Source organism: Mesotoga sp. Brook.08.YT.4.2.5.2., from assembly GCF_003351125.1.
In the GTDB taxonomy this organism is placed as follows: domain Bacteria; phylum Thermotogota; class Thermotogae; order Petrotogales; family Kosmotogaceae; genus Mesotoga.
Genome location: NZ_JPGZ01000028.1, coordinates 1 through 19,284, shown reverse-complemented (window position 1 = coordinate 19,284; position 19,284 = coordinate 1). Strand labels below are relative to the sequence as shown.

At 46.6% G+C, this 19,284-nt stretch carries 16 protein-coding genes and 2 pseudogenes; 6 read left to right on the top strand and 12 right to left on the bottom strand.

Annotated elements, in window-relative coordinates; genetic code table 11:
* The first annotated feature begins 43 nt into the window (after nucleotides 1-43).
* Together Q502_RS06900 and Q502_RS06895 are read left to right on the top strand one after the other, a co-directional pair.
* Nucleotides 44-709 carry a response regulator transcription factor gene (locus Q502_RS06900; RefSeq protein ID WP_165775351.1) on the top strand — a complete coding sequence of 222 codons (666 nt, stop codon included), beginning with the start codon at nucleotides 44-46 and terminating at the stop codon, nucleotides 707-709.
* A gap of 4 nt (nucleotides 710-713) precedes the next feature.
* Nucleotides 714-2,096, top strand: a complete 1,383-nt coding sequence (locus Q502_RS06895; protein ID WP_099829532.1) for a cell wall metabolism sensor histidine kinase WalK — start codon at nucleotides 714-716, stop codon at nucleotides 2,094-2,096.
* Between the two features lie 241 nt (nucleotides 2,097-2,337).
* On the opposite strand, the gene Q502_RS14285 is transcribed toward Q502_RS06895, so the two are convergent.
* Entirely contained in the window at nucleotides 2,338-2,781 is a 444-nt protein-coding gene (locus Q502_RS14285; RefSeq protein ID WP_180977883.1) for a hypothetical protein, read from the bottom strand.
* Between the two features lies 1 nt (nucleotide 2,782).
* Nucleotides 2,783-3,541 (bottom strand): SagB/ThcOx family dehydrogenase, encoded by a 759-nt coding sequence (locus Q502_RS06885; RefSeq protein WP_099829531.1) that lies wholly within the window; start codon nucleotides 3,539-3,541, stop codon nucleotides 2,783-2,785.
* A gap of 1,684 nt (nucleotides 3,542-5,225) precedes the next feature.
* Here Q502_RS06885 and Q502_RS06880 point away from each other — a divergent pair.
* Entirely contained in the window at nucleotides 5,226-5,708 is a 483-nt protein-coding gene (locus Q502_RS06880) for a hypothetical protein (protein WP_099829530.1), read from the top strand.
* Here the strand turns inward: Q502_RS06880 and Q502_RS06875 are convergent.
* From Q502_RS06875 to Q502_RS06835, 9 genes are all read right to left on the bottom strand, one after another.
* Nucleotides 5,682-6,266 (bottom strand): GNAT family N-acetyltransferase, encoded by a 585-nt coding sequence (locus Q502_RS06875; RefSeq protein ID WP_099829529.1) that lies wholly within the window; start codon nucleotides 6,264-6,266, stop codon nucleotides 5,682-5,684. The two genes, Q502_RS06880 and Q502_RS06875, sit on opposite strands and share 27 nt — an antisense overlap.
* Complete coding sequence (locus tag Q502_RS06870; RefSeq protein ID WP_099829528.1) at nucleotides 6,247-6,576, bottom strand: hypothetical protein; 330 nt, start codon at nucleotides 6,574-6,576, stop codon at nucleotides 6,247-6,249. The genes Q502_RS06875 and Q502_RS06870 overlap by 20 nt, the downstream gene beginning before the upstream one ends.
* Before the next feature lies 1 nt (nucleotide 6,577).
* Entirely contained in the window at nucleotides 6,578-8,119 is a 1,542-nt protein-coding gene (gene xseA, locus Q502_RS06865; protein ID WP_099829527.1) for an exodeoxyribonuclease VII large subunit, read from the bottom strand.
* 87 nt (nucleotides 8,120-8,206) lie between these two features.
* Nucleotides 8,207-8,968: an SDR family NAD(P)-dependent oxidoreductase gene (locus tag Q502_RS06860; RefSeq protein WP_099829526.1), complete on the bottom strand. Its 762-nt coding sequence runs from the start codon at nucleotides 8,966-8,968 to the stop codon at nucleotides 8,207-8,209.
* Between the two features lie 422 nt (nucleotides 8,969-9,390).
* A complete protein-coding gene (locus Q502_RS06855) occupies nucleotides 9,391-9,762 on the bottom strand; it encodes a DUF6672 family protein (RefSeq protein ID WP_099829525.1) in 372 nt (123 codons plus the stop codon).
* Nucleotides 9,763-9,766: 4 nt separating this feature from the next.
* Nucleotides 9,767-10,906: an ABC transporter permease gene (locus Q502_RS06850; protein ID WP_099829524.1), complete on the bottom strand. Its 1,140-nt coding sequence runs from the start codon at nucleotides 10,904-10,906 to the stop codon at nucleotides 9,767-9,769.
* Nucleotides 10,903-11,946, bottom strand: a complete 1,044-nt coding sequence (locus Q502_RS06845) for an ABC transporter permease subunit (protein WP_099829523.1) — start codon at nucleotides 11,944-11,946, stop codon at nucleotides 10,903-10,905. Before Q502_RS06845 ends, Q502_RS06850 begins: the two co-directional genes overlap by 4 nt.
* Nucleotides 11,939-13,543 (bottom strand): sugar ABC transporter ATP-binding protein, encoded by a 1,605-nt coding sequence (locus Q502_RS06840; protein WP_099829522.1) that lies wholly within the window; start codon nucleotides 13,541-13,543, stop codon nucleotides 11,939-11,941. The genes Q502_RS06845 and Q502_RS06840 overlap by 8 nt, the downstream gene beginning before the upstream one ends.
* A 74-nt stretch (nucleotides 13,544-13,617) precedes the next feature.
* Nucleotides 13,618-14,793, bottom strand: coding sequence for a DUF3798 domain-containing protein (locus Q502_RS06835; protein ID WP_099829521.1), 1,176 nt, complete (start codon nucleotides 14,791-14,793; stop codon nucleotides 13,618-13,620).
* A gap of 258 nt (nucleotides 14,794-15,051) precedes the next feature.
* On the opposite strand from Q502_RS06835, the pseudogene Q502_RS15060 reads away from it, so the two are divergent.
* The 3 genes and pseudogenes from Q502_RS15060 (at nucleotide 15,052) to Q502_RS06820 (ending at nucleotide 17,927) form a co-directional block, all read left to right on the top strand.
* Nucleotides 15,052-15,959 (top strand): annotated as a pseudogene (locus Q502_RS15060) (AEC family transporter).
* A gap of 90 nt (nucleotides 15,960-16,049) precedes the next feature.
* Nucleotides 16,050-17,336, top strand: a complete 1,287-nt coding sequence (locus Q502_RS06825; protein ID WP_099829520.1) for a patatin-like phospholipase family protein — start codon at nucleotides 16,050-16,052, stop codon at nucleotides 17,334-17,336.
* A gap of 3 nt (nucleotides 17,337-17,339) precedes the next feature.
* The gene (locus Q502_RS06820) at nucleotides 17,340-17,927 is read left to right on the top strand and encodes a hypothetical protein (protein ID WP_099829519.1); all 588 of its coding nucleotides are present in this window, start codon (nucleotides 17,340-17,342) and stop codon (nucleotides 17,925-17,927) included.
* Here Q502_RS06820 and Q502_RS06815 read toward each other — a convergent pair.
* A pseudogene (locus Q502_RS06815) lies at nucleotides 17,924-18,337 on the bottom strand (LemA family protein). The gene Q502_RS06820 and the pseudogene Q502_RS06815 overlap by 4 nt on opposite strands.
* Nucleotides 18,338-19,284: the final 947 nt, after the last annotated feature.

Sequence of the window (19,284 nt, the reverse complement as noted above, 5' to 3'; positions counted from 1 at the left end):
CGGAGGGGAAACCCTCCGGCTTCTTTATTCAGGAGGTGTTCTTCTGAGGATTCTAATAGTCGAAGACGAGGCAACGATATCTGCCTTTCTTCAGAAGGGTTTGAAAGAGGAGGGCTTCGCAGTGGATGCAGCGAGAAGTGGAAATGAAGCCCTGGAACTAGCTTCATCAAACCAATATGAAGTAATAGTTCTGGACATTCTTTTGCCTGGCAAAAATGGTTTCGAAGTCTGCAGTGAACTGAGAGCAAGCGGTAATTACACACCTGTTCTCATGTTGACTGCTCTGGATTCTGTAGACGAGCGGGTTAAGGGGCTTAACACGGGAGCGGATGACTATCTCGTAAAACCATTTGCATTCAAGGAACTGCTTGCAAGGATCAATGCGTTGCTTCGCAGGCCGCGTGAAACTTTTGAAAGGGTTTTGAGAGTCGGGGACTTGTCTATAGATACTGTCTCTCATATGGTACGAAGGGATGACGTGGAGATTGAGCTTTCACCCAAAGAGTACAGGCTTCTGGAGTATCTTGCAAGAAATGCTCATCAGGTTCTGAGCAGGACACAGATCGCAGAAAGCGTCTGGGATCAAGATTTTTTCAGTGATTCGAACGTCGTCGATGTCTACATAAGATATTTGAGAAAAAAGATTGACGATCCTTTCTCCACAAAGCTAATCAACACTGTTAGAGGCTTCGGTTACAGGCTAGGTTGATACGATGAAAAGGATAGTTCCTATCAGGATAAAGCTGACTCTCTGGTACGTCCTTTTCCTGGGTGTTATTCTATTTGCGTTTAGCGTTTCGATCTATGCGATTCTCAGCGCACAGCTTCATAGCGAAGCCGATTCGTCATTGAGAATCGTATCTTCGCAGCTCCTTGCAAATATCGAGATCGTCCAGGATCTTCCGATATTCAGGAAGACCGTCGAAATGGAATCTCTCAGTAACAGGTTACTTGCCGAAGGATTCGCTGTCAGGTTGATGGATGGATCGGGAAGCATTGTTGAGGGTTTTGGGCCGTTTGGAATTCTAAAGGCCTCATTAGAGCTTTCTGACAGGGAATTCACTACAGTCTCTACATCTGTGGGCGTCTGGAGGATTTTCACCGTTAAGATTGGTCAGTGGGGATGGATGCAGGTGGGAGAATCTCTTTCGAGTGTCAGAATTGCCCTCTTCCGACTGTCCAGGTTGATGCTGATTCTCGGACCTACGATAATCATTCTTGCAGTGCTTGGCGGGTTTTACATGGCAAAGAAATCGCTTGAGCCCGTGGAGAGAATTACGCTGCTTGCAGAAGAGATCAGTGTTGAAAAACTCAACAAGAGGCTCAACCTGACTTTGCCAAATGACGAGCTAGGACATCTCGCCAGTACTTTTGACGGAATGCTCGAGAGACTTGAAGAATCCGTCAAGAAGCAAAGGCAGTTCACGTCTGATGCGGCGCATGAGTTGAGAACGCCTTTGACAGCGATTAGAAGTATTGTGGACGTTACACTTCACAGAGATAGGGATTCCGATGAATATGTGAATGCGCTTGTTCAGATTCAGAACGAAATTGAAAGACTTAGCAGTATTATAGATGATCTTCTTGTAATCACGCGGCTTGAGAATAGTCTTCAAAAAGGTGATTACAAAGTCTTTCCAGCAGGGGTCTTAATCGAAGATGTTCTTGACACGATAGCAGTCCTCGCCAAAGAAAAGAACATACATATTATGACGGAAATTCCTTCTGACCTTGAGATAGCAGGCGATCGACAAAAGCTTTCTAGAGCAATCTTCAATCTCGTGGATAATGCGATAAAGTACACCCCCGAGGGCGGCCAGATAAGGATATCCGGAGAGAAAGACCAGTCAAGAGAAGAAGTCGAAATTCTCATAGAAGACAATGGAATAGGAATACCGGTAGATGAGATTGACAAGATATTCGACAGGTTCTATAGAGTTGACAAGGCGAGATCTGAGACAAGGGGCACAGGACTTGGGCTGTCTATAGCTCAGGAGATAGTGAAGGCTCACAACGGAACGATAACTGTAAAGAGCTCATCTCAGCAGGGATCTGTATTCAGAGTGACTCTCCCCTTGAAAATTAGAAAACTCTAATCTGAGTCTAATTCTTCTCTAATCTCTCCGATTTATATTTGGTTGCAGCAGCGATAGAAGTTTCACATAGATGTGATCCCCGTACACAGATGTAGATCAAGCAATTGCGGGAAGGGGAGCCTGGAAATGAATCAAGCTACTCCGGCAAGGCGATAGCAAGACAGGCTCCCATTCTGGAAAAATGAAAAAAGCCCTTTTCATCATCCCCAAAATAGAAGCCAGGTGACTGGCTTCTATTATTCTAATCTCTCCGAGGGAGTGACACCGACATCCTGGAATGAATCTTAAGCATTCCCTCGGCTTGAAGGAAGCTTAAGATATCAAATAACTCGTACCTCAACATGTTCAGCTCCCCGGCCAAAGCGTCTATGTTTATATATATATCGGGATCGTTTGAGGTCAACTCCTTGAGCTTCAAGATCACCGCCTGCCTTTGCTTTTCCTTGTCAGGGATCCCGCCTCCTTCAACTTGAAGAATCCCCTTGTGAGTAATCCTGCCCATTCTGAAAGGCTTGATCTCGATCAGTTCTTCATCCACTAGTATATTCAGGCTTTCGTTCACTTCCCCGGGACAACCTCCGACTTCCCTAATCAACTCGTCAACAGAGAAGTATCTCTTTTCTCTCCCGAGAACTTTGTCGTATATCTTCGCCAATATTGATTGTTCATGCTCTGATATGCCCATTTCAATACCTCTTTGGTTTTCCTACCGGAGCCATGTAAATGACAAATTCGTCATAACCATCTAGACCTATCAACTTATCGATCTTCTCCTGATCGTAAGCTGCAATGGCGCATGTTCCAAGGTTTAGGGCCTCACAGGCAAGGTATAGATTCTGGCAGATATGACCTGCGTCCAGAAGGATTGGTTTGTATGATGTCAGGTCGTATCTCCACTCTGTCCTGTAGGGGATGACCGACCATACGAAAGTTGCAGCGCAATGTCCAACGAACTTCTGGCCTAGAGCGGCATCAGCAACTTCACTGGCGAAGTCGCCTTCCTTCTCCAAAACCAAAGAGTGAGACAAGGCGACGTAACGATAAAGGCCTCTCTTCAACCCTTTTACCAGTCTAACGAATATGTATGTCTCAAACGGGTGCCTTGCTCCAGCAGACGGGACAGTTCGCAACGTCGCATAGTTGTTTTTCATCACTGCTTTTACACCCTGAGAAGACCAGAGAAGAAAAGACAAAGCCTCAAGCGACAACTTCTCATCCGAGTAGACTCTTCTGCTTTCTCTAGAAAAAACTATCTCTCTCAAATCCTTCATTATAAGGTGAGTTGAGTTTGGGTCAGGAAGACTAATAAGGTCGTAACCCTCCGAGCTCTTCTCAAGAGAGGGCTGCGGCAGTCCCTTCATCTGATCTGTCTTGTTCATCTCTCTATTGACTTCTTGCCATATCTTGTTGCTCAAGAAAGCTCTTCCTTCCTTTCTTGTCATCATGAGAGCTCGCCTCCTTCGATTCATATAAATAAGTGTAGCACAGCAGCAAAAAAGTGAAGGACAGACTTGCAAATCTAATCAGAGCTTTTCAACAAGAGCCGCTATATGCTGGTCGCTGACGAAGACAACGTTGGCCGTCAACGGTCCGCCGTCCACCGAAGATCCGCTGTGCGCTTAAGAACGAGGACCCGCTGATCGTTGAAAGAGCGGTCCTCCGTCAGCCGTCAACGGTCCACCGTCCACCGAAGATCCCGCTGTGCGCTTAAGAACGAGGACCCGCTGAACGCTGGAAGAGCGGTCCTCCGTCAGCCGTCAACGGTCCGCCGTCCACCGACCGAAGATCCGCTGTACGCTTAAGAACGAGGACCCGCTGATCGTTGAAAGAGCGGTCCTCCGTCAGCCGTCAACGGTCCGCCGTCTACCGAAGACCGACCGATCCCGATGTGCGCTTAAGAACGAGGACCCGCTGAACGCTGTGAAGAGCCGTCCTCCGTCAGCCGTCAACGGTCCGCCGTCCACCGACCGAAGATCCGCTGTACGCTTAAGAGCAGAAAACCCGCTGAACGCTGGAAGAGCGGTCCTCCGTCAGCCGTCAACGGTCCGCCGTCCACCGAAGAGACCGCTGTACGCTTAAGAGCAGAAAACCCGTTCTACGCTGTGAAAAGCCAAAACCCTGGACACGCCTTCAACGCTTTTTTTCATTCTTTGTCAAAGAAGAGAGAACGGCTAACGCAGAATCGTTCCCGCATCTTGGAACTGATTTTTCCTTTCGGAGAACGGAGAACCGTTAACGTATAACTGTTCCTGCAACTTGCATCATGGAACTTGCAACTCTCGGTCTTGGAGAACGGAGAACCGACAACGGACAACCATTTTCTTATTCAACTCGCAATTTGTCACTTGCAACTGTTTCAAAGATCGAGATCCTGGCCAGAAGCGTGCCAGGATGACCTGAAGCAAGAAAAGACTGTCATTCTGCAGTGCTACTAGAAAGAGCGGTTATAAATTGTTCGTTATTGGTTGTTGATAAGAGCAAACAAGAAAAGAAGCATTAAAAGTCGTTTCGCTCTGAAATGCTTCCACGTCATGTCATCCCGTGATAAATTTGCACGGGATCTGGTCTTATGAACGACCCAAGGACCGAGAACCTGGCCAGAAGCATGATAGTGACCTGAAGCAAAAAAAGAGCGTCATCCCGTAGAGCCTGCCCTGATGTGCACCAATGAGCCTGCCTTAAAATGCTCCTGTTTGGGGTCTCCTGTTCATGGCTTCTAGTAAGAGCGGTTCTTGGTCGTTCGCTTTTGGTTGTTGGTAAAAGCAACCAATGGAAGGAAGCGCTACTCTTCGCTAAGCGGGAATCGCGTCCCTAGACGTTTTTCCCAGCATCACTTCCGGCGATGCTCTTCGCCGCATCACTTCTGTTCTTGCTCTTCTCGGAGGACGGGTCCATGATCTTGAGCGAAGGACCAGGGACGGCTTTTATCCTCATCCCTGCTCTAGCAGAAACTCTGAGTGAAGAGCGGTCCTCCGTCAGCCGTCAACGGTCCGCCGTCCACCGAAGATCCGCTGTGCGCTTAAGAACGAGGACCCGCTGAACGCTGTGACTCATAAACTGCACAGGTGTAACATTGAAAGTTTTGAAGTATTATATTTCTTAGGTAATGCTGCAAAGGGAGGTTATGAAATGAAAGAAGAGAATGTAAGGAAAGAGTCAAAGCTAAGTCAGGTTTTTCTTGGAATAGTGGTCATAGCTCTTGGCTTGATGATCATTTTTGTCCCTGCAATGATGTCAAACTTCTGGCTATTGTTCATCTGGCTTCCGGGGATCATAATGGAGTACAACGCGATCAAGAATAGAATCGACGGACTTCTGGTTCCCGGTGGCGTGTTGCTTGTTGTGGGGTTGGCCTTGACTCTGGGAGTTGTCTTCCCTGGATTCTACGACAGCGGCGGGTGGGGACTATTCGTTCTTGCGCCGGCATTTGGGTTATTCCAACTTTACTTGGCAGGCGGAAAGAGCCGCTCTCCTCTGTTGATTCCTGTCGCGATACTTGCAGTTATCGGAGTTATTGCCCTAATACCTTCTTCATTTTCGCAATGGGCAATGATCGTCGTGGGAGCAGTCTTGATCGTGTTTGGTCTACTTGTTCTCTTCAGAAGAAAGTGACTTGACGTCACGACCCATTTGGTAGAAATCGAAGTATTCGTCGCCTATTCGCATATATCTCTTAAGTGTTCCTTCGATTTCAAATCCCAGTTTAGAATAGAGGCATCTAGCTCTGTCATTGTCTGATCGCACCTTTAGGCCGATCCGAGTTATTCCGCTGCTTTGTGCATGCTCAAATGCGAGCTCTATGAGGGTCTTTCCAATGCCCATTCCCCAGTAAGGCTTGCTTACAGACAGTGCAATCTCTGCCCAGTGGTTGATGCGCTGTTTTGAGCCTCCTTGCATTGTGATCAGTCCGATAAGCTTGTCTTCACATTCGGCCACCGCCATAAAGCTGTTGGCCTGTTCGTTAAACGATGCGATTATCTGTCTTTCAGCCTCTTCACTTAAGGTCAACTCGTTTCTTCCGAAACTCAGATAATCAGACTCTCCGGCAATGAAATTGATGTAGGCAAGTATTCTCCTTGCATCTTCTTTATCTGCGGTTCTAAACAAACAAATGCGGTCATTTTTAAGAACTCGCTCTTTCAAGACTCTTCTAGAAGGGGAGCTTTTCATCCTCGTCATCTCCGTCTGTCGGCAGCTGCATTTCTTCAGAGGACTCTGTCTCAATTGAGGCCAAAAAGCTTGAGTACTGTCTGTCCAATTCTTCCTTTTCCCTTTTAAGGGTTATCAGTCTCAGGCGAGCTGCGGTAAGAAGCTGAATTGCTTTCTGATAAGCCTTGAGTGCAACCTCGACATCTATCTGAGAGTTGCTTCTGAAATACTCGTCGATAGATCTTATGTATCCAAGCAGCTTCTTGAAATCCATAGAGTTTATTTGCTCTTCTTTCAGCTTCAAGACTGATTCTAACGTCTTTTCATCCATGTCACACCTCCGATTTGACTTCATCTATGGTAGTCTTTGCCTCTCCATCTTTGAAAACGCAGTCCAGTGAGTCGCCTGCCGAAACCGCCTTCGCGCTGTTGATTATCAAGCGACCTCTTTTCAACACCACTCCACCGAAAAGCAATGATGCGGCGTAGCCCCCATGGAGTGTAAGCTCATCAAATAGTTTATCTAGATCATCTCCTGAATTCGCTATTAGGTCATCGAACAACCTGGTTACTCCCTTGTCAAGTGTTTCAACGAGTATTGCGGAATTCATGAGATGTTTCTCAAGACTGTTTCCGAACCCTCTGTGATCAAGACGACTCTCGGCAAACGCCAGGTTTCTTTGTATCGAGCTGTCGGCACTATTTACCAGAGCGTCCGTTAATGCGAAAATCTCATTCATGCCTCTCTCAATCGAGAGGACGTATCTAGCCGGATTGAACGATCCAAGATCGTTCATCGCAAGGAGGATTCTGTGAGTAATCGTTCCTGAAAGAACTCTGGATCCATCTTCAAAGAACTGGTCCGTGCGATTGATGGTTTCTCCTATCCTATCGGCTATGAACTGGAGTCTATCGGGTCCTGTCTCGTTCTCGGCCCTTTCGAAGAGCCACTCAATCTCATCTCCCATCAGATCGGAGAATTCGCTCAGGGTATCGACGTAATCATTTACCTGTTCGCTTATTCCGCGTGCAACTGCAGTAGGAGTATCAAAACGCTTCCAGGCAACGAAGTCAGGTATAGTAACGTCTCTTTCATGGCCAATAGCACTCAGTACTGGGCAATACTTCTTGTTGAATTCCGAAATTGCCATTCCTAGTTCAAGACTATCGAAATACATTAGATCGCTTGCAGAACCCCCTCCTCTTGTAAGAACTATCACGTCATACTTCACAGGACAAGATTCTATTTTCTTTAGAGCAGAAAGAACACCCGGAACTGTTCTATTGCCTTGCATATATGATTCGTAGAGATGCACTACGGGCTTGTACGGGTAGTTGACGGAGAGATTTGAGAAGAAATCCCCCAGTCCAGCTGCAGTAGAAGAAGAGATCACAGCAACTCTCTTTATGGGAGGCAGTTCGCCTAGATCATGCTCTTCAATTCTTAGAGCTTCCTTTGCCTTCAGGGCAAGGTAGATTTCCCTTCTTCGCGCAGTTATATCGGACTCTCCTATTGGAGCTATCGTATCTATCCATATCGAGAAACTTGCCCGGGGTTTGTAGAAGCTAAGCGTTCCTTCGAAGAGCCACTTCTTTCCCTTTATCTCAGACGAGCTCTTCAACGCCAGCTGTTTTCCCATTCTTGCGAAAGCCGCTTTTCCGGAGATCATGCTGAGGTCTATTCTCCTCTTTGTTCCCCGCTCTTCATAGTCTTGAGAGACACTGATGTAGACGTAGTTGCCTCTAACAGTTAAGTTAGTAACGTCGGCTGGAAACTTCACCGCGAGGTTGTTCAAGCCGGCACTGGTCAAAACCTTTCTTACGTGCTCAAGCATCGTGTCGAGATCCTTGAATTCTAGCGTCGCCTCTGCCATAAGCAGTTCCTCCAATGATCATTCTCTTCCATTATAAAAGAAGAGGACGCCGGAAGGCGTCCGCAAATTGGACATCAATCAACAGCTCTACCTTGCCGTGTATCCACCATCAACCATAAGCGATTCTCCATGAACGAAAGATGCTTCGTCACTTGACAAGAAGAGAACTGCGTTCGTCACTTCTCTTGGCTCTCCCAGTCTTCCTATTGGATGCAGTCCGACTAGCATGTCGTGCATGTCAGTTCCCTCTTTCATTCCGGATGCTTCAAGTAGAGGAGTCTTTATGAAAGCAGGATTTACGGCGTTTATCCTGATATTCTTGCTTGAGTATTCTAGAGCTGCCGCTTTTGTCATACCGACAACTGCATGCTTAGCGGCGACATAGGCAGAGGCGTTGTTGAAACCAACCTTACCAAGGATCGAGGAATTGTTTACAATTGCTCCCCCGCCTTGCTTAAGCATCTGCTGGATTTCATACTTCATTCCGTAATAGACACCAAGCAAATTGATCGAAATCACTCGCTCCCAGTCCTCTTCGGGGTACTCAGATAGAGGAAGAGAAGGTCCGCCTATCCCTGCATTGTTGAATGCAACGTCAAGCCTTCCGAACTTCTCGACAACAGATTCGACGATTCTCTTCGTCTCCTGAGCGCTCGAAACGTCATGTTTCATGAACAGGGCCTTTCCCCCTGCATCATTTATCTCTTGAGCGAGTTCTTTGCCCTTTTCTTCATCAACGTCCGTAATGACAACTTTCGCTCCTTCCTCGCTGAAGGCCCTGGCGCTATCTGCACCAATCCCGGAACTCCCGCCTGTAATGAGCACTACTTTCCCTTCGAATCTTTTCATGTTCTCCCTCCTTTCACTCCATGTTACCGCCGATAGTTTTTCTCGGGTATGTTAATTGTATCACAAAACTGCTTATGCATGAAGATGAACGAAGAGTGTGGTCGGTTTTTTGAAAAGATTATTCAAGAGAGTCTTCGAGGTCTGCAATCTAGCGCGAAGGAGGCGGCTGATCTCTTGTTTCTTCAATCAGTTCTATGAAAATTGGAATAGGAATATGGCGGGAAGAACGAACTCTTCGAGATTTGTTGCTCGGCGGAATCTACTGCCCTGCAATTGAGAGTGAGAAAATGCAAAACGTCTTTTCCTCAGCGATCAGCACTTCGAGTTTGCACAGTGAAAAGGGGCCAAACAAGGTTTGTGCTCGGCCCCGTAGAGCAACTTTTGGATCAACTAAGTGAAGTGAGCATTGTGCTTGCAGTAGATCACTCTATTGCAAGCCATCCATCCTCAAGCTCAAATAACGCTACAAGATTCACTACGGCGGTATCGTTGGGCGCCAAGTTGAATTTGCGTACAACTTCTCTTGTGGTACCGTCAGGGAGTTTCTCGATAGCCGTTATCTTGTGCCATGGACCGGGTGTGTTCGCGACTTTTCTCTTTCCCTTCCCAACTTCGCCGAGGTCCACATCATCAACGATTACATCAATTGGATTAGTAGACTTGTATTCTACGCCGTTGATAACTATGTCTCTATTGTCAACGAAGACACGGTGTTCCTTGCCAATCACGTAGAGAAAGAACCCCAAGGCAACCAGCACTACAACAAGGGCAATCCTAATCACGTTTCTTTTCATAAAATCACCCTCCAGTCCTTTCTTCGATCGCGGCCTTTATGGCTGCCTTTGCCTGTCTACGTTCGGTCTCTTTCTCGACCTGCCTTCTCCAAGCGTAAAGAGCAAGCGAGATTGCAATTATTCCATACGAGACAAACACTCGGAAGAACTCTCCAATTTGAGCCTGGCCGAGAAGTTCTTTGCCGGCTCTTGGAGCGACAATGAAGGTGAGATGGAAGAGTGTGATTCCAATGAAAACATTCGGAATGGTTGCTTTGGCGACTGAAGCACCTCCAATCAGGAGGGCGGCAATGGCAAAGGTTCCAACCTGATCGTGTGAGTTGTAAGTGTTTATTGTGCCTATGTTTTGAAGGAATATTATCTGACCAAAACAAGCCAAAACTGTCGAGATGACTATTGATAGTGTCCTCGTCCGATCGACGTTTATACCCGCAGTTGCGGCCACCTGCATGTCTTGTCCTACAGCCCTCATGTCTTGCCCAAGCTTTGTTCTTGTGAACCAGAAGACAAAGATACATAGTGCAGCAATGATTGCGAAGAGTCCAAGCGGGATTATTACACCGCCGACTTGAATCGACCACATATTATCAAGAGCTTTTCTGATAGTTAGTAGGTCGATCGCGTTTCTAACTCCGTATCCGCGTGGTAGCAACAGCTTATTGCTTGTTATTGGTATCACACTTCCCATACCATAAAGAATGGTTAGTTGATAGATACCGTTTATGAAAAACCCGAGAATCATCGATGTAACCATCTCTCTACCTTTTGCTCGGTTGAGAATGCTTCCGGCAAGAAGACCAAGGAGGATCGCTATCGGCATTCCTACTAGCATGGCCAGGACAACGCCTGGAATTCCAACTACTCCCCAATCTAACATGAATATCAAGCCCATTTGACCAGCCATGGCGCCCAAAACAATGCCAAAGTTCAATCCCATACCGGCCATTACTGGTATAAGCAAAGATATGACCAGGAAGGAGTTTCTTCCAAGTCTTGTTATGATTTCATTTAAGAGGTAATCAGTCGAGAACCCCGACAACGGTACTGCGAATATCAGGAGAATTATGAAAAGTATTGGGACCGCATTGGATATTGCAAATCTTACCAATGGGTTCTTTGCTCGTGTTAAGCTCTGATCCTTCATTTTGTCACCTTCGTTCTTCTCGTCAAAGCATAAACGATCATACCGTTGGAGACGATTATTCTTATTACCTCTGACATGTCACTCTTAATCAAGTTGTTCATAACAGATGGAGTCATCGTCAGAATACCTTGAAAAAGAAAGGCTCCTATAATGACATTGCCCATAGATGCTTTTGAGACAGATGCACCTCCCAGCAGCAAAGCGGCTACTGCAGGAAAAGCCATTAGTAGAGGTGCCATATAAAGCTGAATGAACCCGAAGCTCTGCTCATAGACTAGAATTCCTACAGCGGCGATTATTGTCGAGATTACGACTGATAGAATTCTCATCCTATCGACGTTTACACCTGCAGCCTTTGCGTAAATGGGATTCGATCCTGCTGCAGTCATAGCGGTTCCCAGCTTAGTCTTAAAAAAGGCCCAGACAATAAGCGCCATTAGACCAAAGAAAAGAACCGTTCCAGTCGGGAAGAAGAACTTCCCTATTTTAATACTAAGGAAATTATTTAGAATCCCAAGCCAATAACCTTCGACACTTATGGTGGTTCTCAGTCCAGAACCGCCGTACCCCCAGATCATGTTAGGACTCTTGTATGGCAAGAGTAGCCACATCATACTCATGAAGGCTACAGAAGAGAATCCGACATACGTTGCAACGACCATTTCATCGCCCTTTACTCTGTTAAGCAGAAGTCCGTAGAAGAACCCCAGGATTGCGGCGATGGGGATTGCGATTCCTATCGCCGTTAGAAATCCCGCAAGGCCAGTTACTCCAAGTTCGATACTTGTGACCGCTCCAATTAGTCCGGCAATGACGCCCAACTGCATACCAAAGTTCAGTCCACAACCTGACTGGACCATAGGAACAAGTGAAAGCACGAGTACTGAATTCATTGCGAACCTAACGATTGTATCGCTGATCGAAGTGCCAACACTTATGTTAACGAATGGAGCAATTACAAACATAGAAAGCAGGAAGAGAGCGATTATTACTCGAGGCCAGCCGGCCTTCTCTATCAACTTCCTTATACTCTCAAGCATTTGCCTTCACCTCTTCCTGTTCACCTAGCATTAACAGCCCGAAGTCGGCAGGGTCAGCAGTAGGCAGAAGGATTCCCGCGATCTTTCCTTCATCAACTATCGCTATTCTGTCACATATTGAGCGTAGCTCTTCAAGCTCGGAAGACGTCATGATTATGGTGGTTCCATGCTCCTTGTTCTGTCTTCTAAGAGTCTCGAGGACAACGCTCTTTGCACCGACATCGATTCCTCTAGTTGGCTCAGATACGAAAAGAAGGTCGGGTTCAAGAACAAACGCTTTGGCAAGACAGACTTTCTGCTGATTGCCTCCGGAGAGCTCTTTTGCATTTTGCCTTTCACTGACACACTTTATCTGAAGCGATTCCACATATTCTCTGGCAACCCTGGAAATCTCTTTGTCATCGCGCCATTTAATGAGGCCGCCAAGTAAATTCCTGATGAACCTTCCCTGAATCTGAATTGCTGTGAATACGATGTTCAGATCTATTGGCTCATCCAGAAGAAGACCGACTCCTCTTCTGTCTTCAGAAACGAACGCGATTCCTTTGCTTAGAACAGCTACAGGGTTATTAAGCGGAAGCCTTTCGCCTTTGTAATATACTTCTCCTTCCGAAGGGAAGAGACCCATGACTCCATTTGCTATTCCGAGTTTGCCTTGACCGGCAAGTCCTCCAATACCAAGGATCTCACCTTTATGAACCTTAAGGTTGACGCTGTTTACCTGTTCACCTGGCATGTCAACCCAAAGATCTTTGATTTCGAGAACGATTTCCGATTCAGTGCTTCCCTTTGAATGCAATGAAGCAGAATCCTTAATTTCTCGGCCAACCATAAGAGAGGCAATTTCCCTCGGCGTAGTCTTTGAAGATTCCAGTTCTCGGACGACCTGCCCATCTCTAAGTACAATCAAGCGATCAGCTATTTCTAGAACCTCGCTCAGCCTGTGGGTTATGAAGATTATCGATAGTCCCAGATTGGCAAGCTTTCTCGCCGCCCTTAGCATCGTATCAGCTTCCGATTCTGTAAGAACTGCCGTAGGTTCGTCAAGGACAAGCAGTTTAGTTGACTTCCTGTCCATCTCTCTCGCTATCTCAGTAAACTGCCTGTGACCTACCGGCATTTCGCTCACAAGCATATCCGGATCAAGTTGAACCTCCAGCTTCTCTATAGCTGCTACTGCTCTCTTATGCATGTCGTCTCTATCAAGAGTTCGCAATCTCTCACCGAAGACTTCTACGAAGATATTGTAATTAGTAGATTCTCTGTTCAGTAGTATGTTCTCTGTAGCAGTGAAACCCGGGATCAATATAAATTCCTGGTGCACCATTCCTATTCCGGCTTCGATGGCCTCAAACGGACTGGCGAAATTGACTTCCTTATCATTTAGGAATATCTTTCCCTGAAAACCACCCGTCTCGTGGATGACAGGCAGACCGAAAAGAATATTCATGAGAGTAGACTTCCCAGCTCCATTTTCGCCAACCAGTCCTATGATCTCGCCCTTCCCAACTTTCAAAGTAACATCTTTCAGAACCTGGTTTCCGAAGAACTCCTTACTTATGTTCTCCATCCTCAGCAAATATTGCTTTTCATCCATGACTTCACCCCAATACCGAAGGCTAGAAAGAGTCAAGAAAAGGGGGGTCGCCCCCCCTCTTGACGTTATTCAGCTTAGAAGTTTAAGAATTTTGCAGGAACCTCAACTTCGGTGATTCCCATGTAACCTTTGCCAAATATGTAGGTATCCTGATAGATGAGGAGATAGTTTTCCTGTTCGATTCCATCGGCATCGATGTAGTAGCTGCCATTCCAGCCCGCACCTGGTGTATATTCTGCGAAAGTGGCCATTACTGCATCAAAATCATCGATTTCACACTTGCCGTCGATAACGTTCTTTGCATGTTCAGCAAGAGCTGCCGTCGTTGTGTAACCGAGCGAGTAGGCCCATGTTCCCATTCTTCCGGCTCCGCCCTTTGCCACAACAGCCTCTTCAACCTTGGCAAGAATTGCTGGCCAGTTGCCAGTTTCTTCTTCGGTGAAGGATATGCCGAGGGCTCCGGGGTAACCCATCAGAGGAGAAGGTAGATCGGCTTCAATGAAGAATCCACCAAGCTCTGCGACTCTCTTCAGAAGAGGTTCTGTATGAGCGTCATTCGTACAGAAGAACGCAGTGTTTGCGCCGTATTCGTCAAGCCAGGCAGGGACTTTCTCCAGAATGAACTGCTGTGCGCCGGCGATTCCAACGTCTCCGACGGGATCGGGTGAACCCATGTCGATGAACTCAAGTCCGAGTTCCTCACAAGATGCTCTCATGATGTCTCTTCTCTTCGATAGAAGTTCGTAAGACATGTGCCTCGGGAAGGAGATGTGCATAAACTTCTCTGCGCCGAGCTGCTTGGCTGTGTAGATAATTAGATAGCCACGGGCAAGTGAGTCAGCATTGACTGAGAGATGGGCCGCATCGGCTAGCATTGGGGGATCTTCGTGAGGCAGACCGGCAAGAAGAAGAATGTCCGGTCTTGTCTCCCTGATTCTTCTGAAGCTCTCAACTGTTCCAGGAATAGCCTGGTTAACAATTATTGCCTTCATAAGAGGATCGTCTGCAAGACCGGTTATCTGGGCGATAACAGTCTCCTGTTCAGACATGAAGTTGTCAGGGTAGGTGAGGTGAACGATCATCCCACCGGAAGCGGCATCTCCGTATTTCTTGATCAGTGCTTCGGCACCTCTAAGATCATCCTCGGACTGAGAAACGGTTCCCGTCACAACACCGATGTGATAATTCGCGGCAAACATGAAAGCCGCACTTACAAGAACTACCAGTAGAACTAACAGTGCTTTGCGCATTCAAAAAACCTCCTTTATAAGGAATTGAGGCTGCCCTATAGGCATCCAATAATCATAAATATCTCGTGACCGAAAAAGAAGCCGGATAGCCCGGATATCAAATAGGAAAGCATAACGTTTAACGAAACTAGTTTATCACAATTCTGGGTCATTTATGTAATCACTTCGTTCTCCGCTATTCCTAATTCAAGCTGTTAAGAGCCACCTGATTTGTTTTCCTTGTTTCATTCTTTGGTATGCGGGTTTATAATCCTCCTAATGACTGAAATCACCTCGAAAGTGCTTACTTTCTTTGCGTTGATAGGAATTGGCTTCATATTGAGGAGAACTAATCTGGTTGACGATCTGTTCACAAAAGGAGTAACTAGATTCGTTCTTTACGTAACTCTTCCTGCTCTGATAGTTGATTCGATGAGTTTTGAATACTCTTACGAGATGTTTTCTTACTCCATAATATTGTTAATTGCCGCGGCGCTCATTATACGGTTCTATGGTTTCTTGCGGTCTTTTCGGCAAAGGCGCTCAAGATTACCGACGATTCAAGAAGTGTCTTTCTCTATGCTGTTCTCTTCGGAAACGTTGCCTATATGGGTTATCCTGTCGTCGAACTAATAATCGGGAAGGAAGGAGTGTTCTATAGCGCCGTCTTCAATATCTGGTTCAAGGTTCTGACCTGGACTGTCGGAGTGAGGATCATGTCACATGAGGCCCGTCTGTCAAGGAAGAAAGGCCTTCTCAATCCAGGAACGATAGCTGTTTTCGTAGGCCTTGTTCTTTTCTTCACTCCGCTCAGGCTTCCGTCATTCCTCGATGAAGCTCTTGGGCTTCTCGGGGAAAGCACTATCCCTCTGGCCATGGTAGTTGCGGGGATTATTTCGGCCAGTACGAGACTCTCCACGATATTTAAGAGCAGAATTATTCTCTTCTGCAGTCTTCTTAAGCTATGCATTGCGCCTTTGATCGTTTTTTGCCTCCTATCGTTTGTAGAACTGCCTTCTGTTGTCGAAAAGATTCTGATAATCATGAGCGCAATGCCGGCTGCAGCTAACACTTCGATCTTCCCAAGGATATTTGACTCCGACTATGAACTCTCATCCAAACTCATAGCCTCTTCTACGTTATTCTCACTGATTTCAATCCCGTTAATCATCTCTTTTCTCGATTGAAAAAGTCAGATATTAACTCGCTATCTTTCATTTTGGACGTTGATAATGCTATTATCCCTCTATGATAGCCGTCAAAGAGAGGTGTTTGCAGTGAAAAGGTCCGTTTTGATTTTGCTCCTGATTCCTGTCGTTCTGTTTTCCGGAAGTGTGGGACTGGTGCTTTCCGGAGGAGGTGCGAAAGGTGCTTATGAAATAGGCGCGTGGAAGGCTCTTATAGATCTCGGAATCGAAATAGGCGGCGTCTACGGGACCTCGGTAGGTTCCTTGAATGCAGCGGCCGTTGCCCAGGGAGACTTTGAGAAGGCACTTGAAGTTTGGAGAAACATTTCTGAAGATAGCGTTATGAGACCTACAGAGTCTCAAAGAAAGCTTATCGAAGCGTGCGGAGGTAGTGATGACTGGAGTGTCGGAGAACTTTATCAGGGTGCGGTAGATGTAATAAACCGCGGTATTGATGTAACTCCACTTAAGAATCTTCTTAGCTCCGTCATCTCTGAAGAGGCAGTCAGAGGCTCGTCGGTTGATTTTGGACTAGTTACATTTGATTTAACCGATGCCAGGCCAGAAATGCTTTTTATAGAAGATATTCCTCAAGGCCTACTAATCGACTACATAATGGCTAGTGCGAATTTTCCAGGATTCCAGACAGTTGTCATTGATGGCAAGGCCTTTATCGATGGTGGAATATATTCAAATCAACCTGTTGAAATGGCAATCGAGAGAGGCTTCAAGGAAGTCGTACTCGTTGATATAGGGAGAGTTGCGTTAAGGGACAGGATCGGCAAGATCAAGGCATTCTTCACCGGCACTAATCTGATTCATATCAGGCCTAGGGTTATGTACGGAAGCACGCTGGATTTCGATGCTGAGAAGACGAAGCTGCAGATAGAAGAGGGTTACTTAGACACGCTGGCTGCTTTTGGGCTGGTGAAAGGAGAGTACACCTACATATTTGAGAATAGGGATGTGTTCAGGGAAATGTTTGATTCCCTTCCTCCCCAGAAGAGAGCTGAAGCGATCAGGATCATTAATGATCGTCAAGAGTGGGACGACCATGACAGGTTCTATTCTGAGCTGCTGGTTTCGCTGGAAAACATAATCAAGGGAGACGATCCGATGATTGCTGTAGTTGACCGATTGGCATCTATGATGAAGATTCCTTCACTGACTCTATACAGCACTGAGGAACTTCTTGAGGCCATTAAGCTCAGTTATTCCGCAAATGGGTTTGAAGGTGATTTGAATTCGCTAGTACCCTACGAAAGAATGCTTGAGTTTGTTCTCTTTCTGTACGACAATGCAGAAGTACCCTCGCCCCCACCGCAATTTGAACGATTCAAATCTTCCTTCATGATTTTGAATGGAGTAGAGGAGTAGAAGATGAGATGGATCATTTTAATGCTGGTTGTAATAGTCGCATTTTCCGGGTGCGTACCGATGGCACTTATGATGGGTCCGGAAATGCTTCCAATAGGGACGTTGAAACAGTCTGTCGGAATGGACCTCCTCGTTGGGTTCGAAGAATCGATTCTTGCTCCCTGGAGCTTTCAGTACCTTGCTCGCATGGGTCTCACAGAGTATCTTGAAGGCTCTCTTAGAGTTGCGATACCGAGCATCTTCATTTCTGCTCCTGCGGCAACATTGGAGGCCGGTGCTAAATTGGGAATTCCTGGCTTCAGGAATGCAGCCATTCTTGTTAGCGGAGGAGCATTCCTTGGCAAAAGGCCTAGCGGTATAAGCGGAGACGACTACTTCATACCTTTCCTAAGAGTTGCTCCAATGGCGGGCGTAAGCATCGGAAACTGGATGGTGGGAGCAAAGCTTCAGATATTCGTTGCTAGCGAAATGGGGATTATCCCCGGAGTCTTCTTGACCAACGGGAAGTTGTTTTTCGAACTTGACATTCCTTTTGTAGACAGCACTTCCAATCCAGACGGTGGCCTGTTCGGAATAGCCGTCACGTTCTAATCACCGCTCATTAGCTCGAACTCCTTGAGTCGAGCAATTCTTGCAACTACGATATCGGGAGTTCTCTCGAGCCCGGCGTTGTAGAATTTTGCAATGTTGTTGTAATAAGCTCTGGCAAGCTCCAAACGGTTTTCTGTATCGGCCAATGCCTTTTGAAGTCGTGAGACCGCGCCGCTCTATTTCAGTTCGGGATAATTCTCGATGATAAGCAGAAGAGTATCTGCAGCAGTCTCATTTCGTAAAGCGGCTATTCTTGTCTGTACAGCCTGTTCGTGCTTCATGAGACCGATAACAGAGGCAGAAAGCCTTGGTATCAGATCGTGCCTTCTCTTTAGCTGAAATTCAACCAGTGAGTAGCCCTGTCTAACTCTCTCACGTAGAGCCTTCAAGCTATTGTAGACGGTCCACATCCAGCTAATTAGCCATACACCCGCTTAAGAACAAGGAACCGCTGAACGCTTAAGAACGAAGACCCGCTGAGCGCTGAAGAAAACAACATTGACCGTCAACGGTCCACCGTCCACCGAAGATCCCGCTGTGCGCTTAAGAACGAGGAACCGCTGAACGCTGTGAAGAGCGGTCCTCCGTCAGCCGTCAACGGTCCGCCGTCCACCGAAGAGACCGCTGTACGCTTAAGAGCAGAAAACCCGTTCTACGCTGTGAAAAGCCAAAACCCTGGACACGCCTTCAACGCTCTTTTTCATTCTTTGTCAAAGAAGAGAGAACGGCTAACGCAGAATCGTTCCCGCATCTTGGAACTGATTTTTCCTTTCGGAGAACGGAGAACCGTTAACGTATAACTGTTCCTGCAACTTGCATCATGGAACTTGCAACTCTCGGTCTTGGAGAACGGAGAACCGATAACGGACAACCATTTTCTTATTCAACTCGCAACTTGCCACTGGCAACTGTCTCAAGGATCGAGATTCTGACCCGGAGCTTAGTTAGAATGACGGTATTAGATGCTTTCCGGATAACCTAAGACTGTCATCCCGTGATGGGTCTGCACGGGATCTGGTCTTATGAACGACCCAAGGACCGAGAACCTGGCCAGAAGCATGATAGTGACCTGAAGCAAGAAAAGACTGTCATTCCGCAGTGCTACTAGAAAGAGCGGTTATAAATTGTTCGTTATTGGTTGTTGATAAGAGCAAACAAGAAAAGAAGCATTAAAAGTCGTTTCGCTCTGAAATGCTTCCACGTCATGTCATCCCGTGATAAATTTGCACGGGATCTGGGTTTCGTTTTTATCCAAGGATGCGTCAATGATCTTGGAAACGACGGAGGAGGTCTTTAGTTTTTTACTAGACCCTAAACCCCATACCTTAGACCCGATCCCTTCGACCCCCAATGGTTG

Coding starts and splice junctions, on each gene's coding strand:
- Q502_RS06870 (WP_099829528.1), bottom strand. CDS start 6,576: ATGGATGAAAAGACGTTAGAATCAGTCTTGAAGCTGAAAGAAGAGCAA.
- Q502_RS06860 (WP_099829526.1), bottom strand. CDS start 8,968: ATGAAAAGATTCGAAGGGAAAGTAGTGCTCATTACAGGCGGGAGTTCC.
- xseA (WP_099829527.1), bottom strand. CDS start 8,119: ATGGCAGAGGCGACGCTAGAATTCAAGGATCTCGACACGATGCTTGAG.
- Q502_RS06885 (WP_099829531.1), bottom strand. CDS start 3,541: ATGATGACAAGAAAGGAAGGAAGAGCTTTCTTGAGCAACAAGATATGG.
- Q502_RS06845 (WP_099829523.1), bottom strand. CDS start 11,946: ATGCTTGAGAGTATAAGGAAGTTGATAGAGAAGGCCGGCTGGCCTCGA.
- Q502_RS06895 (WP_099829532.1), top strand. CDS start 714: ATGAAAAGGATAGTTCCTATCAGGATAAAGCTGACTCTCTGGTACGTC.
- Q502_RS06880 (WP_099829530.1), top strand. CDS start 5,226: ATGAAAGAAGAGAATGTAAGGAAAGAGTCAAAGCTAAGTCAGGTTTTT.
- Q502_RS06855 (WP_099829525.1), bottom strand. CDS start 9,762: ATGAAAAGAAACGTGATTAGGATTGCCCTTGTTGTAGTGCTGGTTGCC.
- Q502_RS14285 (WP_180977883.1), bottom strand. CDS start 2,781: ATGGGCATATCAGAGCATGAACAATCAATATTGGCGAAGATATACGAC.
- Q502_RS06875 (WP_099829529.1), bottom strand. CDS start 6,266: ATGAAAAGCTCCCCTTCTAGAAGAGTCTTGAAAGAGCGAGTTCTTAAA.
- Q502_RS06820 (WP_099829519.1), top strand. CDS start 17,340: ATGAGATGGATCATTTTAATGCTGGTTGTAATAGTCGCATTTTCCGGG.
- Q502_RS06850 (WP_099829524.1), bottom strand. CDS start 10,906: ATGAAGGATCAGAGCTTAACACGAGCAAAGAACCCATTGGTAAGATTT.
- Q502_RS06840 (WP_099829522.1), bottom strand. CDS start 13,543: ATGGATGAAAAGCAATATTTGCTGAGGATGGAGAACATAAGTAAGGAG.
- Q502_RS06835 (WP_099829521.1), bottom strand. CDS start 14,793: ATGCGCAAAGCACTGTTAGTTCTACTGGTAGTTCTTGTAAGTGCGGCT.